This is a genomic window from Microcoleus sp. CAWBG58 (genome assembly GCF_020883045.1).
Classification (GTDB): domain Bacteria; phylum Cyanobacteriota; class Cyanobacteriia; order Cyanobacteriales; family Microcoleaceae; genus Microcoleus.
The window spans coordinates 73911-95375 of the sequence record NZ_JAHRFA010000020.1 but is presented as its reverse complement, the minus strand read 5'-3'; the positions used below and the strand labels follow the sequence as shown (position 1 = coordinate 95375).

General features: G+C 44.4%; 17 protein-coding genes. 5 read left to right on the top strand and 12 right to left on the bottom strand.

All coding sequences use genetic code 11. From position 1 onward, the window contains the following. Positions 1-71: 71 nt before the first annotated feature. Positions 72-419 carry a hypothetical protein gene (locus QZ918_RS11605; protein ID WP_527250397.1) on the top strand — a complete coding sequence of 116 codons (348 nt, stop codon included), beginning with the start codon at positions 72-74 and terminating at the stop codon, positions 417-419. A gap of 196 nt (positions 420-615) precedes the next feature. Here QZ918_RS11605 and QZ918_RS11600 read toward each other — a convergent pair whose 3' ends face one another. The 12 genes from QZ918_RS11600 to QZ918_RS11545 form a co-directional block, all read right to left on the bottom strand. After that, the gene (locus tag QZ918_RS11600; protein WP_293334906.1) at positions 616-1641 is read right to left on the bottom strand and encodes an Npun_R2821/Npun_R2822 family protein; all 1026 of its coding nucleotides are present in this window, start codon (positions 1639-1641) and stop codon (positions 616-618) included. Between the two features lie 167 nt (positions 1642-1808). Next, entirely contained in the window at positions 1809-2675 is an 867-nt protein-coding gene (locus tag QZ918_RS11595; RefSeq protein ID WP_293334904.1) for an Npun_R2821/Npun_R2822 family protein, read from the bottom strand. Further along, positions 2672-3646, bottom strand: a complete 975-nt coding sequence (locus QZ918_RS11590) for an Npun_R2821/Npun_R2822 family protein (protein ID WP_293334901.1) — start codon at positions 3644-3646, stop codon at positions 2672-2674. Before QZ918_RS11590 ends, QZ918_RS11595 begins: the two co-directional genes overlap by 4 nt. Positions 3647-3750: 104 nt before the next feature. Next, positions 3751-4701: a glycosyltransferase family 10 domain-containing protein gene (locus tag QZ918_RS11585; protein ID WP_293334898.1), complete on the bottom strand. Its 951-nt coding sequence runs from the start codon at positions 4699-4701 to the stop codon at positions 3751-3753. A gap of 158 nt (positions 4702-4859) precedes the next feature. Beyond that, entirely contained in the window at positions 4860-6050 is a 1191-nt protein-coding gene (locus QZ918_RS11580) for a glycosyltransferase family 4 protein (protein ID WP_367275323.1), read from the bottom strand. Positions 6051-6228: 178 nt separating this feature from the next. Continuing rightward, positions 6229-8229, bottom strand: a complete 2001-nt coding sequence (locus QZ918_RS11575; RefSeq protein WP_293334895.1) for an ABC transporter ATP-binding protein — start codon at positions 8227-8229, stop codon at positions 6229-6231. An 86-nt stretch (positions 8230-8315) separates the two neighbouring features. Then, positions 8316-9473, bottom strand: coding sequence for a glycosyltransferase family 4 protein (locus tag QZ918_RS11570; protein ID WP_293334892.1), 1158 nt, complete (start codon positions 9471-9473; stop codon positions 8316-8318). A gap of 14 nt (positions 9474-9487) precedes the next feature. Next, positions 9488-10285, bottom strand: coding sequence for a class I SAM-dependent methyltransferase (locus tag QZ918_RS11565; RefSeq protein WP_293334889.1), 798 nt, complete (start codon positions 10283-10285; stop codon positions 9488-9490). 133 nt (positions 10286-10418) lie between these two features. Continuing rightward, positions 10419-11255: a hypothetical protein gene (locus tag QZ918_RS11560; RefSeq protein WP_293334886.1), complete on the bottom strand. Its 837-nt coding sequence runs from the start codon at positions 11253-11255 to the stop codon at positions 10419-10421. A 308-nt stretch (positions 11256-11563) separates the two neighbouring features. Continuing rightward, complete coding sequence (locus QZ918_RS11555; RefSeq protein WP_293334883.1) at positions 11564-12487, bottom strand: alpha-1,2-fucosyltransferase; 924 nt, start codon at positions 12485-12487, stop codon at positions 11564-11566. A 47-nt stretch (positions 12488-12534) separates the two neighbouring features. Further along, entirely contained in the window at positions 12535-13536 is a 1002-nt protein-coding gene (galE, locus tag QZ918_RS11550) for a UDP-glucose 4-epimerase GalE (protein ID WP_293154793.1), read from the bottom strand. Between the two features lie 348 nt (positions 13537-13884). Then, positions 13885-14088 (bottom strand): hypothetical protein, encoded by a 204-nt coding sequence (locus tag QZ918_RS11545; RefSeq protein ID WP_293334880.1) that lies wholly within the window; start codon positions 14086-14088, stop codon positions 13885-13887. Between the two features lie 224 nt (positions 14089-14312). On the opposite strand from QZ918_RS11545, the gene gloB reads away from it, so the two are divergent. The 4 genes from gloB (at position 14313) to rplI (ending at position 21338) form a co-directional block, all read left to right on the top strand. Beyond that, positions 14313-15086: a hydroxyacylglutathione hydrolase gene (gene gloB / locus QZ918_RS11540; protein WP_293334877.1), complete on the top strand. Its 774-nt coding sequence runs from the start codon at positions 14313-14315 to the stop codon at positions 15084-15086. A 163-nt stretch (positions 15087-15249) separates the two neighbouring features. Continuing rightward, positions 15250-15399 carry a hypothetical protein gene (locus QZ918_RS11535; RefSeq protein ID WP_293334874.1) on the top strand — a complete coding sequence of 50 codons (150 nt, stop codon included), beginning with the start codon at positions 15250-15252 and terminating at the stop codon, positions 15397-15399. A 102-nt stretch (positions 15400-15501) separates the two neighbouring features. Continuing rightward, positions 15502-20592, top strand: a complete 5091-nt coding sequence (locus QZ918_RS11530; protein ID WP_293334871.1) for a PAS domain-containing protein — start codon at positions 15502-15504, stop codon at positions 20590-20592. Between the two features lie 287 nt (positions 20593-20879). Continuing rightward, positions 20880-21338 carry a 50S ribosomal protein L9 gene (rplI, locus tag QZ918_RS11525; RefSeq protein WP_293127513.1) on the top strand — a complete coding sequence of 153 codons (459 nt, stop codon included), beginning with the start codon at positions 20880-20882 and terminating at the stop codon, positions 21336-21338. Positions 21339-21465 lie beyond the last annotated feature (127 nt).

Sequence of the window (21465 nt, the reverse complement as noted above, 5' to 3'; positions counted from 1 at the left end):
TCAACTGTCAACTGTCAATTACCCCAAAAGAATTATTCGTGTATTACTTTCCAGAACCTCCCTATTTTTTAATGACCGCTGGATTACTAGCAGGTATGGCTTCAGGCTTAGCCTTTGAAGCAACCCTCAAAGAAGCAGTACAACTCTGGTCTAAAAATCGTTCTAGCCGTACTTTATCTAACCTAAAAGGTCTACAATTGCAGTTGCCTTTTCTGGGAATGGCCGGCGGAATTTGCGTATTTTTAGCTTCAGGAATGGAAATTTTTGGCTTCCCAAAATTACTTTCTTATGTTTTAGCCCTGCCGCTGACACTACTAACTGGGTGGCTGGTTTGGACTCAGCTAGGTAAGCTTTTAATTGAACTACAACGCGGAGGTTCCCAAGCCTTAGACTTGGATTCTTTTTTTGAAGAACCATAAGATGGGTATGTTGTTGGGCTTCAGCCCTCTTAATGGTACGTTGTTGGGCTTCAGCCCTCTTAATGGTACGTTGTTGGGCTTCAGCCCTCTTAGCTGAACTGGTTATGTAAGCTATCAGCCATACCCGATATTTTTGATAAAAGCCATATCAACCCTCTTTGATAACAACAAAGAGGGTTGGTTCGTAGTAAGGACTTTAGTCCTTCTTGATTAAAATACGCAACTTAAATAGAACATTATTAACCCTTTGAATCCCCCAACTTTTGAAAATCCTCTGCAAGCGCACTAACAAATTGGGAGGTGCGAGTTTTGGTCGTGTTTCCGGCGAATTCAAATAGCGGTAGTGCAGAAATACATCTCGGTAAGGAATCTCAACATCTTCACCCGCACACAATCGAGAAAATTTTGCAGCCGAAATACTCATGTAATGCAAATAAGTCAGCCGCCGTCCTTTGTCGTATAAAACACAATCTATCACATCAAATTGAGAAGACCAATGATTGCCCGTTACCAGTGCAGGTTGATGATAAGCAAAATTATAAAAAGAGATAGCGCTGCGGGCGACTAAATAGTTAAATAAAGGTTGGTCTGTTCCCCGCAAAGACAAAATTTCCGCTTCTCCTGAAGTCAATTTATCTAAAAGTTCGGCTAAGTTATTTCGATTTAATATATTTTTTCTGGAAGCAAACCAACCAGCACAAAAAATCTGAGATTCTAGTTTTTCAATCTCAAAAATTTCTGCGAGTTTTTCCGATGATAAATCAAAGACATAATTGAGGTCAGATTTGTATTGAAAATCGTTAGCTACCCAATCAAATTCATCAAGTTTTTGATAGATATAATCCAAAGAACCCATTAACAGAGTGTCCGCATCAAAATAGACAAACTTGTCAAAAGGGCCATCAAAACAGCAAAATTTCCGGTGCATTCCCAAACAGTGAACTTGCGCCCAACCTTTAGCTTGCCAAACTTTTTGAGCTTTGGCGTGAGATGTCCAAACTACAGTCGCGAAGTCTTCCCAAAATTGGATGGAATCGGTATTGTCAAATAGAGTAACATTGCTTCGCGAGGCAATTTCTACTCGAACTTTTTGCAAGTTATCATCGTAGGGAATGATGCAAACAGGAATATTTTTCGCCCCATTAACTTCGAGACTATTCAATAAAGCGACTAAGTGGTCAAAAACCACATCGTTTCCCAGAATATAAATACCATCAGTCATAGTTGTTAATTAAAAAAATCATCCCGTTGGGTGTATTGGGCGCTAACAAATAATAAAGGTAGGTTGTTGCGCTTCAGCGCTCTTTTTTATACAAAATAGCACTAAAGCGCAACAACATACCTATTGCATCCAGAAGTGTAAAATATCAAAATAACACCCCACCTACTCTACAAATATCGAAGGATTTTTTGCACTAAATTTGGTTTTCTTTCATCCAAATAACGATAATGTCGCCAAAGTTTCCAATAAGGACTACCCGATTTAATTGGTATCCCAGCCCAGTGAATATATTTTAATCTTTTACCTTTGTCATAAAGCACACAATCTCTTTCCTGAAAATGTGTAGAACCAGCCCAACTTCCAGGTTCTGCTGGTGAATCATTAACAAGATTCCAGCGTTTGACAATCAACTTAAGAATCATATAATTTAGTATAGGCTGGTCAGTGACATTTTGAGCAAAGTCAAAATATTCTCGATGTTGCGAACATTCTCGCAAAATTTCATACATTTGCGATTCTGTAATCGTGCCTTTTCGGGAAGCCCAAAAACCGCTGTTGAATACATCTTGAAGCTGTGAGTCAGTAAAGATATTTTTTTCTTTGACAACGGGTGAAAATACATTTCGCAGTTTTTCGCCCAGATGGTGGTAGTCACAGCAAAAAAAGTCTACTTCTGAGAGTTTGTTGAGATTGGCTGCAATGTCTTCAAAGACGATGATGTCAGTATCGATGTACAGAAATTCGTCGAGGGGGCCAAACCAGGCACAGAGTTTCCGCATTTTGTTGGGAAGGGCTAGAAAATCGCGATCGAATATTTCACCTATCTGTCTGGTAAACTGTTCCACAAACCCCAGATTTGGGTACAATTGCACCTCGTAGAGGCTGCTGAGGGCGGCGGCGACTTGCAGGTAATTGTCGTCAAACGGGATCAAAAAAACTGGTACTTGACTATTGTACAGGCGTATGCTGGCCAAAAGGGCGATCGCACTTTCCATCACCTTATCATTCGCCACAATATAAATACCGCGATTCATAAATTTATCCTCAACCTTCCTAACACCCTTTGTAGTAAACTCCGCCCAGAAATATCAGCATAAGACTTTAGCGGTTCAGTAAAAATCGGCCGTTTTTCCGGTTCCCGGAGATAGCGGTAGTGCAGAAACAAATCGCGATACGGAAAATCAATATTTTCACCTGCACAAACTCTCCGAATTAAATCCGGCTGCACGCCAATATAATGAATGTAAGTCAGGCGATTTCCCTTGTCGTACAAAATCTTATCTTGCGTTTGAAAATGTGGAGAAGTGACACTGCAACCAGTTTTTTCGGAATCCGGGAGACTGCAAGCAAAATTATAGCTGTTCGTCCCCGTTTTCATCACCATATAATTTAGCAACGGCTGTTCTCCCGCACCGGCATAAAGAATTTCTGCATCTCCAGATTGGAGTTCAGCTACCAGCCAGTCTCTAGTATTTTGGTCAAATAATCCTTGCTTGCTGCCGTAAAATCCCGAACAAAATATTTGCGAGTCGATCCGATTTTGCTCAAAAACTTCGAGCAGTTTGGGCGACTGAATGTTATATACTTTAGTTGGGTCGCGAAATTGAAAATCATAAACCACAAAGTCCGATAACTCTAACTTCTGAAAAACCGCATCAAGGGAATTCATTACTAAAGTATCGGCATCCAGATAGATAAACTTGGCAAACGGGCCGTCGAAAGCGCAAAAGCGGCGGTGCGCGCCGTAAAGCCGGGATTTTTTGCGATTCAAACGCTCTGGTGCGGCTGCCTGCATGAATTCGTCCCATCGCTGAATAGAGGCGCTATCTTCATAAATAAATACGTTGGGACGGTTGGCAATTTGTGCTTTGATTTGCTGTATCTGGTCATCGAAAGGATAAATGCAGACGGGAGTATTTGAGCCTAAAATAATTTCAATGCTGTTGAGCAAAGCAATTAGTTGGTCGCAAACTGTATCGTTGGCTAGGGTGCAAATTCCGTTCATATCATGTCCATTAAATTACCCTAATAGGTTCGTAGTGAGGACTTTAGTCCTTTCTTTGATGCGGACTGAAGTCCGCACTACGAACCTATTTTTTGTACTATTTCCTAAAATACAAAATTAGACAGCCAATTGAGCAAGTTCAATTCGTGGAGAATGATTTGTCGGGCTTCCGCAATTTTCTCCCTCGCTTCATGCCAATAATCTGGCGTAGCCACAACCTCTTTAATAAATTCTACTCCCTTCTCATCCAGACTGGGAAGCCGCAAAAAACTTCCCGCCGGCAACAACTTATCCGCCGCCGAACCGCCGTAATAAATTGGCAAGTTCCAAGCTAACAAAGCATCCCAAAGTTTCTCGCTGACATACCAATCATTTTCTGCATAATTCTCCACAGCCAAATTGTAATAGTAAGGCGCGACAGCGTGCCATTTATTGTTGACTGTGCCGTTTCCGCGCGCCCAAGTTGGCAAGTTTCGCCCGTAAAGGTCAAAATCTAATTCTGCTTCTTGCAGCAATTTGATAAAATCTAATCTGCGTCGGTGGTTGGCTGTGCGACTAACGCCCGAAGTTATCCAAGAACAGGATTTAGTTTTAGTTGGTGGTGGCATTTCATTTAATTCTCGAAACGAGTTTGAGTGATACCAAATCGCGGGCATATAATTAGGAGTTGGCGCAAAATCATCCGGGCCGGAAACGTAACCGCAATAAAGTTTTGCTTGTTCGTAGTTGGCTTTGGTAATCTCCATTACTTCTGCTAAAGGCGGTTCTCTGATTAGGTAAATAATCCGTTCTTTGGGGACGTTGCGGAATTGGTCTCGAATGTCATTTTCTGGTTTGCGATGCCTGTAATCGCGTATTTTGTCTAGCCATGACTGCTGTTTTGGCTGGCGGGGAAAATCGAATTGATACATGAGTAAAAAGTCTGGTTCTGGGTAGTTGGCGAGCATTTGAATGTTGCCCCATTTCCCAAAATTGTGAGGGGTTTGTTGCCACAGCCAATCGCTTTGGTTCATTCCTGGGTAGGTTGTGATTGTGCCGATGATTTTTGGGTTCATTTTTAATATGTGGTAGGGCATAACATCATAGGTTTGTAGTGAGGACTTTAGTCCTCTCATAAGAAGGACTAAAGTCCTTACTACGAACCAATTTTAAGTTTGTAACGAGGAATTTAGTCCTCTTGGAAGAAGGACTAAAGTCCTTACTACGAACCAATTTATCGCACTTCTTCATCCACATAACTCAAAATCCTCTCGATCCGATTTTCCCAGGAATACTGCTTGACAAAACTCAATGTTTCTGAATAACCTTCGCTTCTCCTCGGATATTTAGCTAAACTATCTCGAATGCTTTCTGCAAAATGCTGCGGGTTATCCGGCGCGCACCAAATGGCAGCTATATTTCCAGATTTGAATTCCATTAAAGATGCAATCTCAGTCGCCACAATCGGAGTTCCCGATGCCATATAATCAAAGAATTTCAAGGGAGATGTGAATGTCGCGGCCTCTGTCTGACAGTGAGGGTGAGTCAAAACATCGGCGGCTTGCAGCAAGCTAGCCAGTTGATTTTGCGGGAGGTAGCCGAGAAATTGGATGTTGTTAACTTGCTTGTCTGTGGCTAACTGCTGGTAGGCTGTTACTTGAGATGAGTCACCACCGGCGATCGCAAATTGAACTTCCGGCAACACCCGCGCCACATCCACCAGCATATCCACACCCTTAAACGGGTACAGCCCACCCGCATACACCGCTAAATATTGCCTTCCACCTGCTAATAATTCCTGCCGCCAATTCTCGGCTGCTTCTGTTTGTCTCATCAGAAACAACTGGTTAAAACCATTGTGCAGCATAATGACTTTTTCCGCTGGCATCCCATTCTGAATCATACTGTCTCGCACAGTATCTGCAACAGTTACAGCAATCTGAAACAGCGGATTGCAGACAATTTCCGGCTCAAATTGCTTGTCTTCATGGTGATGCTGTTCGTAGATAGCGGGAATTCCGTTTTTAATTGCCGCTTTAACAAAGTTCCAGTCGCGGGTGTGGACGATTTGAGTGGATTTCCGCAGGTGAATCGGCAAGTAGTATTTTGACACTATTGTACTGGAACTCGTCCACTTGCTGTCCAAAAGGTCGATCGGCCACGGTACAGATAAATCTGCTACTTTTAACTTATCCTGAATATTATAAATCTTGGCAAATTGATCGTCCGGTTTTCGCGGCCGAAAAGGAACCAGTAAATCAACCGGATTCAAAGCACTCCAGCCTTTGCGGAGGTATACCAAAACTGCTGGTAAACCGAGATTTGCTGCGGCATTTGCTGAGTGTGCAACTTGAACTAAGCTGGCTACATTCGGTTGTGGCAAGATATTTCTGGTGAAAAATACATAATGTTTAGACATGGGCATGGGGCATGGGGCATGGGGCATGGGGCATGGGGCATTGGCCAAACAGGGCATTGGCCAAACAGGGCATTGGCCAAACAGGGCATTGTTATTTGTCCAATCTTATTTGTGAATGGCTACCAATAACTAATAGCTAATAACTAATAACAATAATTAATAACCAATAACTAATAACCAATAACTATTTTGTTGCTTGACGTTTAATAGTATTTTCTATAAATTCCAAAGTTTTAAAAATATTAGCCGCCGAGTGATATGATTCTCTGATTAACTCATCTCTTTCTTCGGGAGAATCAACCATTTCATCTACTAGCAACTTCAGGTAAGCTATCATCGGAGTCAAACGAGTGCGAATTTCGTAAGAACCTCTAATTAATGCTTCATCGCGGGCGGTTTCTTCCGCAAACTGCATTGAATACAAGCGAGTGTAGTAACCTCCTTTGGCTAGCAATTCTTCGTGAGAACCGATTTCTACGACTTGTCCGCGATCGATCACGGCGATTTTGTCGGCTTTTTGGACTGTGGAGAGGCGGTGGGCGATGACTAAGGTTGTGCGATCGCAACTCAGTTTCTCGATCGCCGATTGCACGTATCTTTCCGAAACCGTATCTAGCGAACTCGTTGCCTCGTCTAAAATTAAGATTTCCGGGTTTTGCAGCAAAGCTCTAGCAATCGAAATCCTCTGACGCTGCCCTCCCGATAATATCACACCGCGATCGCCAATTTGAGTATCCAACCCCTCCGACAACCCTTCAATAAACTCATAAGCATTCGCCCCCTGCGCCGCTTCCACAATTTCAGCCTCCGTCGCATCGGGCCTAGCGTAAGCAATATTTTCGCGCACCGAAGCATTAAACAAAAACGTATCTTGGCTAACAATACCCATCGCCTTTCTGAGACTTTTTAGCTCAAATTCGCGCAAATCCCTACCATCTATCGAGATACTACCTTCAGTAGGATCGTAAAATCTCGGCAGTAAATCTGCCAAAGTTGACTTCCCCGATCCCGAAGTTCCTACCAAAGCCAAAGTAGTACCGTAAGGTAGAAATAAATCAATTCCTTCAAGCACTAAATTTTTGTGATTCGGATAACTAAAAGATATTTTATTAAAACTAATTCCCAATTGTAAATGAGTGTACGGCACAGAACCGTTCAGCATAAACGGCTTGTCATCGCAGCTCAAAAAATCATTGACCACTTCTACGCTAGCTGATGTATTAGCAAATTGACTGCGCCCGCTATTCAACTGAGAAATCAAAGGAATTAACCTAAAAAGTACCAATAAATAGGTCAGCAAAACCGTTGAAATAGACTCAATTTCATTAGCAAATATTGTACGACCGATAAATACAATCAAAATTATCACGATCAAATTAACAACTTCGTTAATTGGCGCAATCGCCGCATAATTTACCTGAGCCTGAAAATCCGCGTGTTCTCGCCTTTGAATTAAATGCTTAATCCGCTGATACTCCCTTTCTTCGTTACCTGTTGACTTAACTAGCCGAATCCCAGTCATCGTTTCCAGCACTCTCACCGAATAATCTTTCGACATTTCAGAAAGCACGAGACCAAAGTGCTTAGAACGGTTAATAATATATTGATTTGTGCAAGCAACCAATCCCAACAAAAGCGTAGATGTCAAGGTCAACTTCCACGATATAGAAAGCAGCAAACCCAGAAACACCAAAACAGTGATTGAGGTAGTAAACATTCCGATTGCCGTACCAACTGCACTCGCAGTCCTGCCAATCTCTCCGCCCAATCTATTAATTAAATCCCCAACTTTAGTTTTGGAATAAAAATCTAAATCTACTTCTAACAATAACTGCAAACCTGCTTCTCGCAAATCAAAAGTCAGAGAGCGCGTCAGAGAAGTGGCGACTAAAGTATTAATATAGCTGGCAAGATTTTTGAATATAATTGTCATAACAATCGCCCCGGTCATCAACATTAAACGCTGATTTTCCGGCATTCCCTCAAAGGGATACATCAAACTTTTAATCAGAGGTGGAGCGCCGCGCAGCTCGATAGCTTCCCCCAAAAAAATTAAAAGCACTGGTACAATCAGAGTAGTGCTGATACCGCTGAATAAAGCCCCAGCAAAGCCCAGCATCACAGTTAACACAATCCTGCCCGGATATCGTCTGGCAAATTTTAGGAGTAGCTTATTGGCAGACATGAAGCATTCCCAGCTAAACAGTACGGCATCTCAAAATATTCTTTAATTCCAGCCAGTTTTTCTTCCTCCATTCAGTCGCTACAATCTCACCTATAGCTACCTGCAATTATATCTGAAAGTATCGGTGCCATTGCTTGAATACTATATTTTTTCACGCATCTTTCCCGAGCTTTTATTCCTTGCAAATTGGCGGCTGTAAAATTTTGAAATATCCATTTAATTTTTTGGGAAATTTGATCGGGAGAACTAGGTTCGACTAAATAACCTGTTCCGCCTAAAATTGCTGGAATATCTCCCACGCGCGTAGACAAAACAGGCTTAGCCATTGCCATGCCATCTGTCAGCTTGAGTGGAAACTGAGCCACCGCTGTCAGAGTGTCTCGCTGAGGAACAACGACAACGTGAGCAGCCGCTACAACTTCCGGCATCGTTTCCACAGGAAATTTTGGCAGTTTAATAACCCAACGACCCCATTGTTCCATAAGTCTATCATCATAATCATCATAAGGACTTCCACCGACGATCGCTAATTTTAAATCTGGCTCATTTAACTGTTCGAGGGCCATCAAAACATCCTCAACACCTTTGTGAGGTCGCGGCGCCCCGGGAAACATCAGAACTCTATAGCCCGACAAGCCGTAACGCTCTCTGCTCAATTCAGGATTGTATTTAGCAGGGTCGAACATTTCAGTATCCTTCCCATTAGGCAAATATACACCACCAAAACGCTGTTTGAGAAACTCAGTATCAACGGTGACAGCATCAGCACGGCCAACTAAACTTTCCATCCACTGGATATACAGCGGATGATCCGGTTCTCGCAACTGACCATTTTGTTTAAAAATATCTCGATAAAGTTGCTTAAAAGAAGGGCGATATTTCCATTCGTCGCCGCCAAACCAGCTAAGTTCCCAGTCATCAATATCTAAAATGAGAGGGCGGCGAGTATCGAGTTTTTTGAGCAGCGATAAACCAAAACTTGTAGGCTTAGGCTTCACTGCATAAATAATATCCCCATCGATTTTTTTCAATATTTTTTGAACATCCATCAAAAACCCTGGATAGTTTTTCCCCGGTATCGCACATACCGGGATGCCTCTCGGAGGAATAGCATACAATTCCTTACCAAACTGAAATCCCACAACTTCTACATCACATTTAAGCTCGATCAAGACTTGAGCTAGCAGAAAAGCACGAATTGCACCTCCTCCAGACAAATCGCTCACCACTAATGAAACTTTCACTTGGTAATTTTTTATTAAAAAAGTTGCTTTATTTTCCTGCTTAAACGAGCTTTTGTCAAGGGTAGCAAAGCAAAAAATATTTTTTTCAGTGAAATCCTTGGATCTTTTAAGGCTAAAATATCTTTGATTTCTTGTCTTAATTTGGTAGCTGCTGATGCCGTTCGCAAGTAAAGCTGCGGATGAATTAAGGAAAGCTGAAAAATGTTAGTTCTCGCTGCCTCTTTTTGCAAGACTGGATTTGTTGTTAAATATTCCCGATTCGCAAATATAAGTATATTCTGGGCGTAGTACCATTTGACTCGCTCATTTTGCCATATTTTATTTCTTATGCAGTCAATCGCCACATATCCTTGCTCTTGAAAGAGTTTCGCCCAATAATCTGGCCACTGTTCGTTAACGTGATTTGTTCCCCCTTGAAATGGTACTGCGGCAGAGAATAAAATCACTGGGCCAAGCTTCACTAAAGACTCTATAAATACTCGGGCGCACTCTGGGGGCAAGTGTTCTGCTACTTCTAAAGAAACAACTAAATCAAATTGTTGTTCGACGCGCAAAGGTTGGGTTAAATCTAATACTAAAAAGTTGGTTGTAGGGATTTCTAGCATTTTGATATCTACCCAATCACCGTCTATTCCGAGAATATCTTTAACGCCGAATTCTTGGAATGCGGACAGCCAAGTCCCCGTACCGCAACCGACATCAATTACTCGTTTGGGTTGCACGAATTCCCAAAGGATAGGGATAATTTCTGTGGTGGATTCTTGTGCAGTTGTTTGTAAGTATTGATATAATTCTTTGGTATAATGTTGCACGGTATCTAGGGCGATCCTATTTATATTTTGTGATTTTTAACCGCAGAGGGCGCAGAGGGCGCAGAGAGATAAGAGAGAGTGTGCGTGCGTGCTATGTTTGCAAATTAGGCTGCGGTTGTTATAGTGCTGAAGTTTATTTTAAGCGCCAAGGATTGTTAATTTGATTTGGTAAAAATATTTTAGCAGTGCGATCGACTATTCGAGTAAAAAGCGATCGCGTGACGTTCTTTGCGTACTGCGGGCGGTAGGGATAGGTGCAGTGCATGACTTTTATCGGTTTGTCGATCGCATAAGCATCTTTCCACTTATCCAAATAGTTGTAAACAGGGGACAATGTTCTCATTTGCGGTTTCACAGATTCAATAGCAGCAGCAAAAGCACCCTGGTCTTTCAACAGTAGCACATTTTGATTCGCAACTACTATCTCGAAATATTTCTTAAATTCTGCGAACAATTCCTGATTTGTGCTGCTTTTCGTAAAAGCGATAAATCCGCCATTATATTGAATGGTATTTTTGTTCAGCGGCAATCCCACAGACTGCAAGGTTGACAGAATATCTTGCTTGACTCTTAATAAATTGCTCGCTTTCGCAATCGCAGGCTGCACATCTTCCGTCACCAACAAATCTACCTCATCAAGATAGCCGAAAACCTCATCTATTGGCGACAGCAAACAAATATCGCAATCCATATAAATAGTTTTCTCAAATAGAGATTCTTCGTACAAAGCCAGCTTGGCTTGGCGCGATGCTAAAACAGGATTTTCGTGAGAGGGTGCTCTTTGCAATATGACATTTCCAAACACCTGAAGTAAAGGATATAAAATTCGAGGTACTCTATCTATTAAAATAATAATTGGTTCCTGGTGAAATTTCCTGACGGACGCTAGAAAATGAACGCAATCTTGGAAAGAGTAAAGACCTGTTAAAATAGTGATAAATCCCTGGATTTCTAATTTATTTGAATTCATAAGAAGGAATAAGGAATAAGGAATAAGGAATAAGGAATAAGGAAGAAGGAATAAGGAATAAGGAATAAGGAAGACTTTTCTGCCACGATAGCCTAAGGAAAGAAGAAGACAGAAATACAAAGTAAGCTTTTTGTCTGGCCTATTTTACGTTTAATTAGATGAATTTAGTTTGATTTACCGTAAATAATTGGTTGAAAGCCGGAACCCCGAGACGAATTAAAATAAGACTATTCATTATTCCAATCCTTTTCCTTCTTTTGTCAAGTCCTGTCAACTGTCAACTGTCAACTGTCAACTGTCAACTGATTTCAGTGTGTCCACTCCCAAAAGCTTTCATTCCAGTCATCTCGCTCGTGAAAAACTCCTTGCCACTCATAATAATGTACAAAATCTTTGAGGTCAATTGTTTTATTGACATTTCTAATCATGTAAAGAGGTTTATCTCCATAAAAAGAAGCCCACATAGTATAACTGCTAGGCGGCCCGACAATATAGTCGCACTCAGCCAAAGCATACATATCTTCAATTAAGTGGTCGCTACTAAATTCACAGTTGAAATTCTCAAGCAAACTTCGATTTTGCTGAAGATTAGAACAAATCAAAAACTTAATTTTCCCCCCTTCAAATAGCCTGAACACAGAATTCATGACCTCTATATATTGCTGAGTTGTGTAAAAGTATCTCCCTTTTTGATGTTGGGCATAATCGCCTTGACGGATGTGAATTCCGACGATTAGATCGGAGTTTTTTTTGACATTTAACATCAAACGATCTACATTAATTGTATATCGCTCTAAGGGCGCAAAGTAGGCTCTAATCTCGTTGGCGTACTTGTGTAACTTGGGAATATCTTTGACAAACCAGCCATCTCGGAACAGCCAGCCTTGAAAACAAACAATAGAAGCGCGATCGATTTGTTCGATTTCCTGATATTCGCTCCAATTAAAAGGTTTTTTTCGAGTAATTTCTTGCGTTTTTAATATCTTTTTATTACTGAGATACTTGATAAATTGATAATATTTACTTCTGACAAACTTGTTGCCTGCTACGTTCAAATATGGAGGAGGATAACAACAAAAAAAATCCCCGGCAGTTCCAACAAAAAATTCTGCATATTCTTCAAAAGCTGGATTGAGGACAGTGCAATTATGCTCGATAGCCCAAGCTATGAAATTGGCAAAAAGCAGCAGTCTGTTGCCTAGTTGTCCCGATTTAGCAGATATTATCAACATAGTCGCTATTTTGGTTAAGGTAAGGTGCGCGGCGCGCACCCTACAGACTAAGCGTGATGACGTTTTTGGTGCCACTGCCAAGCGTGAGTTACAATATCCTTAATGTCGGGATATTCTGGAGACCAACCCAAGGTTTCGATCGCCTTTTTGCTGCTGCCAACTAAAGCAGGCGGGTCTCCCGGACGCCGATCGCACTCGACAGCCTTAATCTCTTTTCCCGTCACTTGGCGGGCTGTTTCAATTACCTCTTTTACGGAAAACCCGCCGCCGTTCCCCAAATTAAAGAAATCTGATTTGCCGTCATTTAGCAAATATTCTAGTCCTAAAATGTGAGCCGAGGCTAAATCGTTAACGTGAATGTAATCGCGAATGCAAGTACCGTCAGGAGTATCGTAATCGGTGCCGAAAATTGCGATCGAATCTCGTTTACCCAAAGCAGCGAACAACACCAACGGGATCAGGTGAGTTTCGGGCTTGTGATCTTCTCCTAACAACCCGTTCGGATCGGCTCCAGCGGCGTTAAAATAGCGAAAACAAACAGACTTAAAATTGTACGCCGCGTCAAAGTCTGACAAGATCCTTTCTACCATTAACTTAGTAGCACCGTAGGGATTGATCGGATTTTGTGGGTGGTCTTCGGTGAGGGGGATTTTCTGCGGTACGCCGTAAGTCGCGCAAGTAGAAGAAAACACCAATTTCTTAATCCCAGCAGCAATCATCGCTTCCAAAAGTGTAATCGTGCCGATGACGTTGTTCCGGTAATATTTAGCTGGATCGGTAACAGATTCGCCGACGTAAGCGTAAGCAGAAAAGTGCATTACCCCTGCAATGTTGTGGGTGGCGAACAAGTTGTCGAGAAGGGCGCGATCGTTTGTATCGCCAACTACTAACCCTACTTGCAAAACCTGCTCTACTATATCTCGGTGGCCGTAAACTAAATTATCTAAAATCACTACACCGTAACCCGCTTTTTTCAGCGCTAATACTGCGTGAGAGCCAATATATCCAGCTCCGCCTGTTACCAAAATTGTTGGTTTTTCTGTACTCATATTATTCTGGGTTGTTTTGTAGCTGTAACTGTCGATGAAATTGCAATACGGTTGGGTTAAGCCTGTTTATGCCCCGGAGATCCCCCTAAATCCCCCTTAAGAAGGAGGACGAAAGAGAATTCTCTTGTTCCCCGATTTTTAAGGGTTGTGAGAATTCTCTTGTCCCCAGATTTTTAAGAGGGCTTTGGCAATTCTGTTGTTCCCCCATTTTTAAGGAGGCTGTGAGAATTCTGTTGTTCCCCCATTTTTAAGGAGGCTGTGAGAATTCTCTTGTCCCCCCCCCTTTTTTAAGGGGTTAGGGGGATCGGCCTTAACTGCAACTGTGGATTATCTTGTGAATTTACCAGCTCAATCGATGAACTTGAGGCGACCAATTTGGATGTAATCAAATATCCGATTGATTTGATATCGATCCTCCTCTGAAATTTTATCATCAGATAGGATCGTAGAAGTCAAAACTAAATGTTCCCGGCGAGAGATTTTGCCAGACGTGACAATCCGATCGACCATTTGGGAAATTGTTACGTTGGATTTGTTTTGAGATGTTCGCATTTATTCGATCGCATTTATGTCAGAATATTTAAAGCTGCTGGGAGTTCTCGACCTAAAAATCGTCCGTACCAGACTGCAAAGCAATTTGTGGAACAGCAGAAACAATGTATCAGAGTTTTACTTCCAAAGATAGATGCGCTGATTATAGAATTCTGCATTATGTCTTCGGAACACGCTCACAATATTTTAATTGTATAATATTTTTTCTAGAGAGGCTGTTTTCTATGCAGGTGTATCGGATTCCGGTACTGTCGGACAATTACATTTTCTTGCTGCACGACCCCGATCGCCATACAGTAGCAGTGGTCGATCCAGCGCAAGCAGAACCGGTATTGCAGCAAGTGCGATCGCTCAATGCCGAATTAATCGCAATTTTCAACACGCACCACGATCGCGATCACGTAGGCGGCAACCAGCAACTGATCGATCGCTTTCCCCAAATTACAGTTTACGGCGGCGCCGAAGACCGAGGCAGAATTCCCGGACAGCAAGTATTTTTACATCAGGGCGATCGCGTTGAATTTGGCGATCGAACCGCCGAAATTTTCTTCGTACCCGGCCACACAAAAGCCCACATAGCCTACTATTTCCCGCCCAGCAACCCAGGGGAAACGGGCGAATTGTTCTGTGGAGACACTTTGTTTGCTGGAGGCTGTGGCAGACTCAAAGAAGGCACTCCCGCCCAAATGCTAGCTTCCCTCGAACAATTGCGGAACTTGCCCGACAATACCAGGGTTTGGTGCGCCCACGAATACACGCTGACAAACTTGCAATTTGCCATTACCGTAGATCCCGACAATCCTGAGTTACAGCAGCGCTTGGCAGCCGTTAAAGAAGCTCGCAGCCGATCGCAACCTACAATACCATCATCGATCGGTATTGAGAAAAGCACAAACCCATTTTTGCGCTGGGATTTTTCCAACCTCCAATTAGCGGCAAACACCCGCGATCCAGTCCAAACTTTCGCTCGATTGCGCGGCATGAAAGACCGATTTTGACAGTTGATAGTTGACAGTTAACAAAAGAAGGAAGGGGATTGGAGTAATGAATCGTCTGATTTTAATTTTTATTTAAAAGGGAGAGGCTTTCAACCAATGCGAAAGTGCGATCGGCTCGCCCTCGAAAACGATCGACTGCTGTCGAACGCAATCTACAGAAAAGTTGAAGAATGATGAGACCGATCGCTCATTTGCCACAGCCAGAAAATTGCCTGTCGCCTTTGGTTGGACAACTGGGCAAGGCGTGGAACTCTGGTATAAAATAAATTGTCGAGATATCAAAATTACAGCAGGACGATCGACATCTCTCTGAGGTTTGAATTGTCAGCCTGCTTGCATTAAAAATTCTTGTGATTATTTCCTTATATATAATTGATGAACACGATTGGCTTTGCCACAAGTAATTTGTTAGAAGATGAAAAATCTAGGCAATACTGAACCCCAACCGAAAATCGACCCCTCTGTTTCAGAGGATTCTAACAAAGCACTCAACCCAGATGCAGCTTTGTCAACAGATGTAGGGATGGTTCTGCAATTGGCAGACGGCTGCATTCAGGCCTGCAATTCTCGCGCCGAGAAACTGTTGGGGATGACAGTCGAACAAATGCAGGGCAACACTTTCATCAACAGTCCGTGGCAGACTGTGCGTGAAGATGGCTCGGATTTTTCTGGGGAGATGCACCCGGCGATGGTGGCGCTGCAAACCGGGGAACCCTGCTCAAATGTCATCATGGGTTTCTATCAACCACAGGGAGAATTGATTTGGTTGAAGATCGATTCTCAACCTTTATTTCAAGCAGATCGATCGACTCCCTATGCCGTAGTTACCACCTTGATAGAAATCTGTCAACCTGAACCACAATTCGCTGACGCGCCCGCACCACAAGAGTCAGACACCCTCGAAAGTATTTCCGATGGGTTCTTTGCTTTGGATCGAGACTGGCGGTTTACCTACGTTAATTCTCAAGCGGCGCGGTGGATAAATCGACTCTCGAAAGATTTGATCGGCAACACCGTTTGGGAAGAGTTTCCCGAGTCTGCGGGCAGTTTGTTCGAGCAGGAATTTCGCCGCTGCGCCACAGAGCAAGTTACAGTTAGTTTTGAATCTTTTTATGGGCCGCTCAATGCTTGGTATGCGGTACGAGCTTATCCGATCGCATCGGGAATTGCCGTTTATTTTCAAGATGTGACCGAGCAGAAAGCCGATCGGGCTGCTTTTATTAAACAAGGGCAAACGGCGCACCAACAACTAGCAGAAATCGAGGCAATTTATGCTAGCGCGCCGATCGGACTTTGCTTTATCGATACCGACTTGCGATTTGTTCGCATCAACTCGCGCCTCGCAGAAATTAATGGAGTTCCCGCCGCCGCTCATATCGGCAAAACATTGCGCGAAATCTTACCACAACAAGCAGATGATTTAGAGCCGCTTTACCGAGAAGTTATCGCGACTAAAGTTCCCCTCGAACAGCTCGAAATTCACGGCACGAATGCAGCGCAGCCGGGAGTAGAACGCGCTTGGCTGCTGAGTCTCTATCCGCTGAAAGCTCTTGACGATCGCGTGCTGGGCGTGAATGTGATGGTACACGAAATTACCGATCGCAAAGCTTCGGAAAAAGAAATTCAACGGCTCAACCAGGAACTAGAGCGCAGAGTTAACGAACTGCAATCAATATTTGATGCTGTACCCGTCGGGATCGCGATCGCCCGCGATCGAGAGTGTAATGTAATTCGCGCTAACAGATTTGCTCAGTCGATGCTCGCAGTGCCGCCCGATACCAATGTTTCTGCCACCGGAGACCAAGCTGAACTGCTACCGTTGATGCAACTGAGTAACGGACAGGAAATCCCGCCAGAAGAACTCCCAATGCAGCGGGCTGCGTTTTCCGGCGCCCCCGTGCGAGATGCGGAAATTCAAATGGTGCGATCGGATGGGGCTGCATTTGATTTGTTGGTGAATGCGGTGCCGTTATTTGACGAACAGGGCGCGGTTCGCGGCTGTGTGGCGGCGTTTGTGGATATTAGCGATCGCAAACGAGCGGAGGCAGCTTTGCGCGATTCTGAGGAACGCTACCGCACTTTGTTTGAGTCCCTAGACGAAGGCTTTTGCGTACTCGAAATGCTGTTTGACGACAACCAAAAGCCGATCGATTACCGCTTTTTGGAAGTCAATCCCGCCTTTGAGAAACAAACCGGACTCCTACAAGCTGTCGGTAAAACTGCACGCGAACTCGTTCCAGAACTCGAAAATTATTGGTTCGATATCTACGGCAAAGTTGCGCTGACAGGCGAACCGGTGCGCTTTGAACACGGCTCCGAAGCCATGAACCGCTGGTTTGAGGTTTCAGCGTTCCGCACGATGGATCCCCAGAGCCGCAAAGTCGCGGTACTTTTCAAAGAGATCAGCGATCGCAAACAGGCGGAAAATCGCCTGCGGGAACAGGAATCGCAACTGCGGCTGTTCGTCAAACATTCGCCTGCGGGGGTGGCGATGTTTGACCGCCAGATGCGCTATATGCTGGTGAGCGATCGCTGGCTGGCAAGTTACGGGCTGGGCGCTCAAAACATTGTAGGCCGATCGCATTACGAGATATTTCCGGAATTGTCCGATCGTTGGAAACAAATCCACCAGCGCTGTCTGGCGGGAGCAGTCGAAATGTGCCAAGAAGACCCGTTTCCCGGCGCTGAGGGCTGCGTTGACTGGGTGCGCTGGGAAATTCACCCGTGGCGAACCAACAGCGGTGACATTGGCGGGATCATGATGTTTTCCGAACTAATTACCGATCGCAAAAACGCTGAACTCGCACTGCAATTGGCAAACCAGCAAGTCACCAATATTATCGAAAGTATTACCGATGCCTTTATCGCGATCGATTCGCAGTGGCGCTATACCTACGTTAATGCCACCGCTGAAAAACTTCTGGTGCGATCGAGAAACGACTTGTTAGGTCGATCGATCTGGGAGATATTCCCCGCCGAAGCAGAATCCAATTCAAGGCTGTATCAAGAATTTCATCGAGTCGTTTTCGAGCAAGTTTCTGTTAAATTTGAAGAGTTTTCGCCGTCGCTTCAAATGTATATAGAAGTCAGTGCCTATCCAGCAGCCGATGGACTTACGGCTTATTGGAGCGATATTAGCGATCGCAAACGCACAGAAGAAGAACTGCGACAAAAAAATGCAATTTTGAACGCGATCAACGAGTCCGCACCCACGCCCATTTTTGTCAAAGATCGACAAGGATGTATTATTTATGCCAATCCAGCCACCCTGGAGGCGCTGGGAAAACCTGCTGCGGTCGTAATTGGCCGGCGCGATCGCGATTTATATCCAGTAGCAGAACTGGGAGCGATCGTCAGCGCCAACGATCGCCGGATTATGGAATCCGGTCAAACAGAAATCGTCGAAGAATCTCCCGATGGCATTCGCACATTTCTGGGAACAAAAGCTCCCTACCGCAATGAAGCCGGAGAAGTAATCGGTCTAATTGGCATTTCCAACGACATCACAAATCGCAAGCGAATCGAAGTCGCGCTGCAAGAACAAACGAAGTTACTGCAAGTAATTATAGACAGCATTGGTGACGGCTTGATTCTCGCCAACCAACAAGGGGAATTTGTGCTGTTTAACCGAGCCGCAGTCAAAATGTTCGGTCAGCTAACGAATAAAAAATCCTCTCAGGAATGGTCGAGCACCTACGGACTGTTTTTGGCCGACCAAAAAACCCTTTTCCCCGAGGAAGAACTACCTTTAACCAGAGCAATCAAAGGTGAATATGTCAATGATGTAGCGATATTTGTCCGCCGCCAAGATTGCGAAGGTCGCTGGATCAGTATCAGCGGTTATCCGGTAGTTGATACTAGCAGAGAAATCACAGGCGGAGTGATTGTCTGTCGGGATATCACAGAACGCAAACAATCAGAAGCCGCACTGCTTGAGAGCGAACAGCGATTCCGCAATATGGCAAACAACGCTCCATTTATGGTCTGGGTAACAGACTCCACAGGCTACTGCACTTTCTTGAGCGAAAGCTGGTATGAATTCACAGGTCAAACTGAGGAAACAGGTTTGGGATTTGGTTGGGTAAACGCGCTGCATCCAGAAGACCGAGAATACGCCCTTAACGGATTTTTGAGGGCCAACGAACGCCAGGAACATTACAGTACGGAATATCGCTTGGGGCGCAAAGATGGCGGATATTCTTGGGCGCTGGATGCGGCTGCTCCTAGATTTACCGAAAGCGGACAATTTGAGGGTTATATTGGTTCTGCGATCGACATTACAGAGCGCAAACAAGTGGAAACAGAGCGCGATATGGTTCTGCAATTGGAACAAACGGCGCGCGCGGAAGCCGAACGAGCTAACCGGATTAAAGACGAGTTTTTGGCGGTGCTTTCTCACGAGTTGCGATCGCCCTTAAATCCGATTTTAGGCTGGTCGCAACTGCTGCTCGGCGGCAAACTGAGCGCGGCTAAAACCACCCAAGCCTTCGAGACGATCGAACGCAACGCCCGACTGCAATCTCAATTAATCGAAGACTTGCTCGACGTGTCTCGGATTCTGCAAGGAAAACTCAGATTGAATGTTGCTCCGGTGAATATGGCAACCGTTATCTTGTCTGCTTTGGAAACTGTGCAACTAGCAGCCGAAGCTAAAAAAATTCAAATTCACACAATCTTAAATCCAGATGTCGGACTCGTTGTCGGCGATACAGGTCGCTTGCAGCAAATTGTGTGGAATTTGTTGTCGAACGCGGTGAAATTCACGCCAGAAGGCGGTCGAGTTGAAGTTAAATTAGCGCAAATCGCACGCGAAGTTCAAATTCAAATTTCAGACACGGGTAAAGGCATTATTCCAGATTTCTTGCCCTATGTTTTCGAGCATTTTCGACAAGAAGACGGCGCCACAACTCGCAAATTTGGCGGCTTGGGATTGGGATTGGCGATCGTCCGCCAATTGATCGAACTTCACGGCGGAAGGGTGTTTGCAGAAAGCCCCGGAGAAGGTAAAGGAGCGACGTTTACGGTGAGATTGCCGCTATTAAATGATGATTCTAGAACGCAGGAGGAGATAGAACGTCATTCATCTGAGAGTGCCAGTATTTCATCTTTGCCGCTCGCTGGATTGAGAATTTTGGTAGTAGATGATGAGCCGGACTCGCGCGATTTTGTCGCCTTCGTGCTAGAGGACGCGGGTGCAGAGGTGATTTCCCTGTCATCTCCTGCTGAGGTGCTGCTGTCGATCGAACAAACTGCACCCGATTTGCTCGTCAGCGACATCGGAATGCCCGAGATGGACGGGTATATGCTGATCCGTCACATCCGCACTCAACTCCCGCCACAGTATCGGGGGCTAGCGGCGATCGCCCTAACAGCCTATGCTGGAGAAGCCAACGAGCGCCAAATTTTGCAAGCCGGATTTCAAAAGCACTTATCTAAGCCGATCGATCCGAGTGAGTTAGTTGCTGCTGTAACGCGGGCGATCGACCCAAAGCTAAAAAAACCGTAATAGGTTCGTAGTAAGGACTTGAGTCCTTCTTAAAAGTTCGCAGTAAGGACTTCAGTCCTATGAGGTTCGTAGTAAGGACTTCAGTCCTCTCCAATTGCTTCACCACCTTCACTTTAGACGGATGAACCCACCAAAAAGGATATCTCATCCCTCTTTCCTCATCCTTGCTGTCAACTGTCAACTGTCAACTGTCAACTGTCAACTGCCAACTCTTCCTTCGCTATTGCGATCGCCGCTCAAACTTCGCTATTATAGACTGTTCGAGTTAAAACCCAGAAGCAACGATCATGGCCAAGCGCGTCCAATTAGTTTTAAACAAAGATGTCAGCAAACTCGGCAAAGCTGGCGACGTAGTAGAAGTAGCCCCAGGCTACGCCCGCAACTACCTAGTACCCCAAGGAATGGGATTTAAAGCCACTCCCGGCATTCTCAAGCAAGCAGCCCGCCGCAGAGAAGAAGAAAGACTGCGCCAGCTAGAGCTCAAGCAGCAAGCAGAAGTCCGCAAAACCGCCCTGGAAGCAGCCGGGCCTTTCATCATCTCCAAGCAAGTCGGCGAAGGAGACGCGATTTTTGGTACTGTCACCAACCAAGAAGTAGCAGAGCTGATCTTCAACTCTACCAGTCAAGAAGTCGATCGGCGCGGCATCACCCTGCCCGAAATTCGCGGCACTGGTACATACAAAGCTGAAATCAAACTGCACGCAGAAGTTACCGCCGAAGTTGATGTTCAAGTTGTTCCGATGTAATCGTAATTGGTAATTGGGCATTGGTAATTGGGCAAACAGGGCAAACAGGGCATCGGCCTGCATAGGGCATGAAAGCAGTGGTCAATAGTTTTTCTAATAACCAATAACCAATAACCAATAACTAATA